We start from the raw sequence: 7132 nt of genomic DNA, 5'->3' as shown, positions 1-7132 counted from the left end.
CGCCACAACGCTGGGGGCATTCGTCGTTGGGCAGCTCCGGTCAGGCAGCTTCGATGGCGGCCCTGTAGGCTGCCACGACGTCACGGCGGATGAAGCCGAAGTCGTTGACCGCGATGCCGTTGGCCTTGGCCCATGCGCGGATCTTGGGCGCCTCTGCAAGGCGCCGCTGGGCGGTGACGCTCGCGGTGGATCGCGGGTTCGTCACTCGGCGGCCGTGGGTGATGTACGGAGCCATCTTCTGGTCGAGCTCGGCCTCCCTCTCGGGGGACAGGTCGATCTCGAAGCTGTATCCCTTGTAGGTCACCGGGACAGTGCTGGCAGGCTCGCTGCCGTCGAAGTCGTCGGTGATCGTTTCGATGACCACAAGCATGGGTGGGTCCTTTGGTGGTTGGTTTGGTGGTGCGGTGAAGCTACCAACCCGAACCCATTCTCGTAAAGCTGGAGTTGCTGTTAAGCCGTCGCAGTTGTTACGTGGCTTGTGGTGCGACCGGCGCCGACGCGCCTCTAGGTGATGACGCCTTCCTGCATGGCCCGATAGACCATGTGGTCGGTGGAAACGGCCCCGACCTTGTCCTTGATCGCGTTGATCCGGTCACGGACGGCGCGCTCCTTTAGACGGAACGGCCTGCCGATCGCGCTCCACGAGGCGCCGTTGGCGAACATCGAGAGCATGTTGATCTCGTCGGCGCTCAGGCCGAACTTGTGCGTCACTGCGATCTGGCCGCTGTCGTCCGTGAGCAGCCGCGAGGCGCGCTGCGCCGTCGCGTCGAAGACCTCCACGTAGTGCATCACCAGCGCCGGATAGTGCAACGTCAGCGCCAGTACCTCCCCGGCCGGATCCTTGACGCCCACCAACGCGACTGATCGGTCGGCGATCAGCATCTTGTTCAACGGCACGCCCGTGACGTAGAGCTCCTCGCCGTACGCCAGCCCCTTGAGCAGCTCCTGCTGGGCCACCAGATCATCGTTGAGGTTGGCGAGAACCGCGCGCTCCATCATCGTGCGATAGCGCACCCCGCGTGCGCGCATCGACCGATCGAGCTCCTCGCCTTCTGGGTCATCGACCATCCCCGTCTGAACCGGCGCGGTGATCGTGCCGCGCAGCTCCTTCTGGGCGCGGCGCTTGACCTCGAAGAACCGGCGCTTGACCTGCTCTGGGTCGGTGACCGGCAAGACGAACCGGTTGCTCTCCACCAGGGCGGGCAGCACGTGCTCGTAATAGTCGTCGATGCGCTGGGTGAAGGCCCGGAAGTTGTTCAGATGCTGCCGGGCCCGATCCAGAAGTGACCCTCCAAATGCCAGGGCCGGCGACTCTGGGACCAGCCTCCCACGCGGGTCCCAGCAGGCCAGACCTGTGGCCACGATCCGCTTGGCGCGGTTGGCGGCATCTGCGCCGTACTGCTTCTTGAGCTGAGCCTCGGTAACCGGGCCGGTGTTGAGTAGCCAGTCGTAGGTTGCTTGTACCTCATCCGACAAATCGGCGATGCGGTGCATCCCGATCCCACCCCCTTACTGCGCATGCGGGAGCTAGCCCGCAATTGACCGGAGACTTTACGCAGCTCAAACGGCCGTCTGGTAGGGGCGCGTTCCCATTTAGGCAAGTATGTTTCCAATACGTTATGTAACCAGGGTTGATGTGACCAGACTCACCCTTATCGTCTGCGTGACGACCACGGCAAAAAGTGCAGACGCAAAATCTGCCGCCTGCGACGACTACCGGAGCCCCTCTGGAGCTGCACAATTGCAGGCAGACGGACGCTCAGGATCTTGCTGTTAAGGAGGCCGTCCGCCGTTGCGTTGCCCCCTCCGCGTCGAAAGGTTTTACCCCGTGTCTGACAGGAACCTCTCAGGAAAGTTCACGCTCCGTATCGCTGGATTGATCGCCACCGCGACGACCGGTGCCGCGTTGGTGCTCGCGGCCCCCGTGGCGGCGTTCGCCGATGATGCGCCGGAGCAGATCCCTGCGTCCGCGCCTGCCGACCCGACCTCGGCAGATCTGCCGCAGTCGGAAGAGCCTGCACCCGACCCGGGCGACGGCGAGCCGCCCGTCGCGGACGATGAGTCCGAGGCCAATTCCGAGGCGCTGGCGGATACCCCAACCCGGCACGGGGATGGGCTCGATAAGGGCCACATCAAGGACGGAGACAGTGGCGACGGGCTCGGCCAGGCGCCGGTCGAGTCGCAGTACGCCAAGGTCAACATCTGGTAGCAGAGCACCAGGGCTCGACAGCCTCGATGGGGTGCGCCGCCCGCGGTCCCCGGCGTCATCCCATCGAGGCTTCTCCCCGTAGACGGCCGGATGTTCGTGCGCAAAGCCCGAGACATCACGTCGCCTGCGATAACAGCATCTACCGACACTCGAACTAGTGTACTAAACACGCTAGAGTTGCCCTCCCGGGGTGTGCTGACCGGGGAGCCTCCACGAGATATGACGAATGATGGGTGAAGATGACCCGCTATGCCCTGCCCGACGCGACCGGGATCGCCCAGCCGCCAGCCACCCCCACCGTTGCGGACGTCGAAGCAGACTTGATCGACTTGGCGCGGCTCGGATTGGTCGAGATCCTTCCTGGGCCTGGCGGGCAGGCGCTCTATCGCCCCACTCTCTTGGGGTTGAAGGTCTTCGGGGACGCTGACGACGATCTCGAAGCCGAAGATGAACCCCCAACCAAGATCGAAAGCTGAACCTGTGATACAGCTTTCGATATACGCCTGAACCATGAACTTCAGTAGCAGTAAACAATATAAGTTGCTAACCTCAAGCCTGAGTCCGGACAGCTCCGCCGCTCCCGGACTCGGGCTTGATGCGTTCCTGGCCATTCCTCCAAGAATGCTGAGAGTCACCCGCGAGACCGACAAGGAGACAGCGATGGCGATCCAGGCCGTCTGCGACAGGAAACGTGGCGTGGATGACAGCGGGAACGTCATCCGGTGCCGGAAGCCCCTCGATTCACAACAGGAGACCGACGTCGTCATCGGCAAGCAGGCAGGCTCGGGCCACCTGTGCGCCGAATGCTCCGCCGAGCTGGTCGAGCTGGTCAGCCAGTTCGTCGATCTGACCGCCGTCTCCCGCAAGCGTGCCGTGGGCAGGGCCCTGGTCGCCGCCTCGGGCGCAACCCGTCCTCGGCGCACGCTGGCCAAGACCGACGCCAGGACCCTCACCGGCGCCACAGCCGAGGAGGTCCGCGCAGCACTGCTGGGCTGGAAGCAGGAGGACCCCGAGCTTCCCATCACCACCAAGGAAGCCGGCCGCATTCCCCCGGCCGATCTGCGCTACTACAAGGAGCGTATGGACCAGGAGGCGGCCGGATAGCAGGGCGGCGCAGGGCTCAAAAAGCTCGGCCGCCACTGACCCATGTCCTGAAGCCACCCTCGTAGGCATGCCTACGGGGGTTTTCGTGCATCCCCGACCTTGCTCTCGCGTACCAACTACCCTGCGCCAGAGTTGATGCGACAGAGCTCGCCCTTATAGCGTCCCTCGCACTCCCCTTGAGTGAAAGCGAGACAACATATGGGGCTTTACGAAATATCCGCGAGTCGATCAGACGTCGCCACCATCCTCCGCGACACCACCTGCACCCACGTCCAGGCCGCCCACAAGATCAGCCAGCTCGGCGTCGCCACCACCGAAAGCAGCGTCCGCCGCGCCCGCCGCACCCTGGACATTCCCACCCCCACCCAGCCCACCAACACCACGACGCCCCAGGCCGACCCTGCCGCGGACGGCGAGCTCGAGCTCACCGACGAAGACCGCATCAAGAACCTCCGCCGGGCCAACCTCAACCTCATGAACCGCCTGGCCAAGGCCAAGGCATCCAAAGCCGAACTCGTCGAAGCCGTCTTTCAGGCCGCCCGCGACGCGGCAACCGGCCTCGACCTCGACCCCGTCCCCGCACCCACCGCTCCAGCAGGGCCCGGCCGGGAAGAAGTCGCCGTCGCCATGCTCGCCGACTGGCAACTCGGCAAGGTCACCCCCACCTACAACTCCGCCGTCTGCGAAGAGCGCATCAACCTCTACGCCGACAAGCTCCTGCGCATCACCGACATCCAGCGCGCCGGACACCCCGTCAACGAACTGCGCGTCTGGATCCTCGGCGACATCGTCGAAGGCGAACTGATCTTCGGCCACCAGCCCCACACCATCGACTCCAGCCTCTACCGCCAGACCGTCGTCGACGGCCCCCGCATCCTCGGCACCTTCCTACGCCGCATGCTCGCCACCTTCGACCGCGTCCACGTCACCGCCGTCGTCGGCAACCACGGCGTCCTGTCCGGCGGCCGACACTCCCGCTTCAACCCCGAAACCAACGCCGACCGCATGCTCTACCGCATCGTCGAGGCCATGTTCGAGCACGAGCCCCGCATCACCTTCACCATCCCCGACGGCCACGGCGAAAGCGCCTGGTACGCCATCGACCGCATCGGCGACCAGTACGCCTGCCTGCTCTTCCACGGAGACCAGATCCGCGGCGGATTCGCCGGCTTCCCCTTCTACGGCCTGGGCAAGAAAGTCTGGGGCTGGAAATCCGGCGCCATCCCCGAAACCTTCAACGACGTCGCCTTCGGCCACTGGCACCAACTCGTCGAAGTCACCCTCAACGGCACCATCGCCCGCGGCTGCGGCAGCCCCGAGAGCTTCAACACCTACGCCCAGGAACAACTGGCCGCCATGGGCCGCCCCAGCCAACGCCTCATGTTCATCGACCCCCTCAAGGGCGACGTCACCAGTGAGTACAAGATCTGGCTCGCGGACGGCCTGTATGACTGACCGCCCCATCGACCAGCGATTCCACATCGTCCTCGCCAAGTCGTACCAGCACGCCAGCCCTCTCATCTTCAAACTGCGCCAGCAAGGCTTGAACGCCATTTACACCTACGGAACCCGCTACTTCCTCGGACGATGTGCCGAGAAGACCGTGCTCATCCTCGGCCCCGGGTACGCCCAACACCCCGAGTGGGACGAGATGAAAGTGGAGTTCCAGCGACTCGTCAGCCTCGGCGCCACCATCGCCGATCCGCACTGCTAACGGCCGCCTCACCACCGGCCGCAAACCACCACCACCGCCCAACCGAAGGAACACCAACGTGCGCACCAGCGACACCACCACCAACCTCCCGCACTCCCTCCGGCACGCAGACTCCTACGCCCACAGCCCGATCGACAACGGCGACGAAACCGTCACCTTCACCCTCACCCACCGACCCCAGCCCGGCCCCACCTTCCAGATCAGCCGACAGCACGACGAAACCGGCAAGGCCCATGTCGTCATCCGCTACTACGACCCCATGCGCTTCCTTGCCGAATGGCACGAGATCACCGAGACCAAGCGATTCGTCGAGCTCGACGACGACTACGACCGCGCAGACCTCGTCGAGCTGCGCATGCGCCTCATCGCCGAGGAGTACAACGAAGTCCGCGCGGAGCTCATCAACCACTTCAACGGCAACGGCAGCGTCCCTCACCTGGCCAAAGAGCTCGCCGACCTTCTCTACGTCGTCTACGGCACCGCAGACCTGCTCGACATCCCCTTGGACCGAGTGATGGAGCTCGTCCACGACAACAACATGCGCAAGCTCGACCCCGAAACCGGCCAGGTCACGCGGCGCAGCGACGGCAAGATCCTCAAGCCAGACGGGTTCAAGGAACTGTCCTACGACGATATCGCCGCCATCATCACCAGCGCCTGACCCATGGCAGGTCGACGCCCAGGCGGCCCCACCCGGCCGCCACGCCGCCCCACATCGCTGATCCGGATGCTCAGCCCCGTCGAGACGCGCGAGCACCTCAGCAAGCGCCTGGCCAGCCTCAAGGCCGAAGGTAAGAACACCATCCGGACAGAGCGCGACCTCCGAGCCGCAGAGAAGCGCGTCCAGGCCGAATCCCGCTGGTTGAAACACACCCCAGAGCCGCCCCCGGCCGTCGGCACCAGACACAGTGTCAGAACTGTATCCGGCGGCCTCCCCGGGCACGGAAAGCGCCGATAACACCACCCGGCACAACTCGCCGATATAACTGAAGAAACGCACGACGGTACCGTCGAATCAGACGTCACAAGCACGACTGATCGGCGGTACCGTTTTGCCTTCCACGCTCGCTGAGGCCGTCACCCCAGCAGCGGATTTCCTTTCAAATCCGTGGTTCCTCGGCCCTCTCGCAGCATTCGTCTTTCTGATATTCACCCAGGAAGTCGTCGTGCCAGGAAAGGCATACCGGCGCGTCGTCGACGAGAACGCCCGCCTCAACGGCGTCATCGAGCAGGTCGTCCCCGTCGCCCAGTCCATGGTCGAGTCGGCCAAGCAGAACTCAGCAGTCCTCGAAGACGTCGTCGCCGTACTGGAGGACGTGGTCACCGCCCTGGCGGACGCCAAGAACCCGAAGGCGTGACCCCATGGCCAGGGACACCGAAAAGAACAACAGCGGCCCCGTAGCCACCGCGCAACGCGCCCTCCTGACCGCCCTGGACGACATGAGTGAGGTCCTGGCCGACCTCAAGGTCACCGCCGACCGATGCCGCACCCTCGCAGAGAAGGGCGCCTAGACAGTGGCCCGCAGACGCATCCCCGTTCCCCGCCTCGACCTTCCTGGGCCCCGGCCGGTCGCCATCCCCGCACCTAAGCCCCGCAACCGGCCAGCCATCCCGTCGGTCGCCTCCTTGCGCCAACAGCCCTCGCGCCTGGACCGCTGGGCCGACCTCGTCCTCGGCCCCAAGCAACCTCCGAGCCCCGCCGGCAACGGCTACGAACAGCTCGCCCTCGACTTCACCCAGGCCGACGAAGCAGATGACCGCGCCCTCCACATGGACCCCATGGAGTGGTGGGCCCGAGAAATGGCCGCCCGCGGCAACGACGTCTACCTGTTCGCCTACCAGCCCACCCCAAGCATCAACCCGCCTCGCCCGCGCACCCTGGCCGCCGGATACGCAAAGTCGATCAGCACCCTCTACATCCGCTTCAGAAACGGCAGCGTCTACGGCTACTACAACGTCACCCCGAACATCTGGCGAAACTTCCGCCGAGCCAAATCGCCAGGACGCTACATCAACCGCGTGCTGAACTTCTATCCATACGCGCCAGAACCAGACCTCGACATGCCCACCGGCAACCGCTAACAAAGCAACTAGTCGCCAGAAAT

At 64.7% G+C, this 7132-nt stretch carries 11 protein-coding genes; 9 read left to right on the top strand and 2 right to left on the bottom strand.

The window, feature by feature from the left end; all coding sequences use genetic code 11:
- Nucleotides 1-40: 40 nt before the first annotated feature.
- The gene (locus tag ACFWYW_RS12000) at nt 41-370 is read right to left on the bottom strand and encodes an Lsr2 family protein (protein WP_379620699.1); all 330 of its coding nucleotides are present in this window, start codon (nt 368-370) and stop codon (nt 41-43) included.
- Nucleotides 371-504: 134 nt separating this feature from the next.
- Nucleotides 505-1494: a hypothetical protein gene (locus ACFWYW_RS11995; protein ID WP_379620697.1), complete on the bottom strand. Its 990-nt coding sequence runs from the start codon at nt 1492-1494 to the stop codon at nt 505-507.
- Nucleotides 1495-1828: 334 nt separating this feature from the next.
- On the opposite strand from ACFWYW_RS11995, the gene ACFWYW_RS11990 reads away from it, so the two are divergent.
- The 9 genes from ACFWYW_RS11990 (at nt 1829) to ACFWYW_RS11950 (ending at nt 7109) form a co-directional block, all read left to right on the top strand.
- Complete coding sequence (locus ACFWYW_RS11990; protein ID WP_379620695.1) at nt 1829-2209, top strand: hypothetical protein; 381 nt, start codon at nt 1829-1831, stop codon at nt 2207-2209.
- A 233-nt stretch (nt 2210-2442) separates the two neighbouring features.
- On the top strand, nt 2443-2685 hold the full coding sequence (locus tag ACFWYW_RS11985; protein WP_379640970.1) for a hypothetical protein: 243 nt from the start codon (nt 2443-2445) through the stop codon (nt 2683-2685).
- Nucleotides 2686-2830: 145 nt separating this feature from the next.
- Nucleotides 2831-3313 (top strand): hypothetical protein, encoded by a 483-nt coding sequence (locus ACFWYW_RS11980; RefSeq protein WP_379620691.1) that lies wholly within the window; start codon nt 2831-2833, stop codon nt 3311-3313.
- A 198-nt stretch (nt 3314-3511) separates the two neighbouring features.
- On the top strand, nt 3512-4768 hold the full coding sequence (locus tag ACFWYW_RS11975) for a hypothetical protein (RefSeq protein ID WP_379620689.1): 1257 nt from the start codon (nt 3512-3514) through the stop codon (nt 4766-4768).
- Nucleotides 4761-5027, top strand: coding sequence for a hypothetical protein (locus ACFWYW_RS11970; RefSeq protein WP_379620687.1), 267 nt, complete (start codon nt 4761-4763; stop codon nt 5025-5027). Before ACFWYW_RS11975 ends, ACFWYW_RS11970 begins: the two co-directional genes overlap by 8 nt.
- Before the next feature lie 58 nt (nt 5028-5085).
- On the top strand, nt 5086-5688 hold the full coding sequence (locus tag ACFWYW_RS11965; protein WP_379620685.1) for a hypothetical protein: 603 nt from the start codon (nt 5086-5088) through the stop codon (nt 5686-5688).
- A gap of 505 nt (nt 5689-6193) precedes the next feature.
- Complete coding sequence (locus ACFWYW_RS11960) at nt 6194-6385, top strand: hypothetical protein (protein ID WP_157247893.1); 192 nt, start codon at nt 6194-6196, stop codon at nt 6383-6385.
- A gap of 4 nt (nt 6386-6389) precedes the next feature.
- Nucleotides 6390-6539, top strand: a complete 150-nt coding sequence (locus tag ACFWYW_RS11955) for a hypothetical protein (RefSeq protein ID WP_379620682.1) — start codon at nt 6390-6392, stop codon at nt 6537-6539.
- A gap of 114 nt (nt 6540-6653) precedes the next feature.
- Entirely contained in the window at nt 6654-7109 is a 456-nt protein-coding gene (locus ACFWYW_RS11950) for a KTSC domain-containing protein (RefSeq protein WP_379620680.1), read from the top strand.
- The last annotated feature ends 23 nt before the right edge of the window (nt 7110-7132 follow it).

Origin of the sequence: Nonomuraea sp. NPDC059023 (assembly GCF_042740095.1) — a bacterium.
In the GTDB taxonomy this organism is placed as follows: domain Bacteria; phylum Actinomycetota; class Actinomycetes; order Streptosporangiales; family Streptosporangiaceae; genus Nonomuraea.
Note: the sequence above shows the minus strand (reverse complement) of the source record. Positions and strands in the feature narration are given on the sequence as shown.

What these genes read in the sequence shown, in the direction of transcription:
- ACFWYW_RS11980 (WP_379620691.1), top strand. Translation starts at nt 2,831, where the DNA reads ATGCTGAGAGTCACCCGCGAGACCGACAAGGAGACAGCGATGGCGATC.
- ACFWYW_RS11970 (WP_379620687.1), top strand. Translation starts at nt 4,761, where the DNA reads ATGACTGACCGCCCCATCGACCAGCGATTCCACATCGTCCTCGCCAAG.
- ACFWYW_RS12000 (WP_379620699.1), bottom strand. Translation starts at nt 370, where the DNA reads ATGCTTGTGGTCATCGAAACGATCACCGACGACTTCGACGGCAGCGAG.
- ACFWYW_RS11955 (WP_379620682.1), top strand. Translation starts at nt 6,390, where the DNA reads ATGGCCAGGGACACCGAAAAGAACAACAGCGGCCCCGTAGCCACCGCG.
- ACFWYW_RS11995 (WP_379620697.1), bottom strand. Translation starts at nt 1,494, where the DNA reads ATGCACCGCATCGCCGATTTGTCGGATGAGGTACAAGCAACCTACGAC.
- ACFWYW_RS11975 (WP_379620689.1), top strand. Translation starts at nt 3,512, where the DNA reads ATGGGGCTTTACGAAATATCCGCGAGTCGATCAGACGTCGCCACCATC.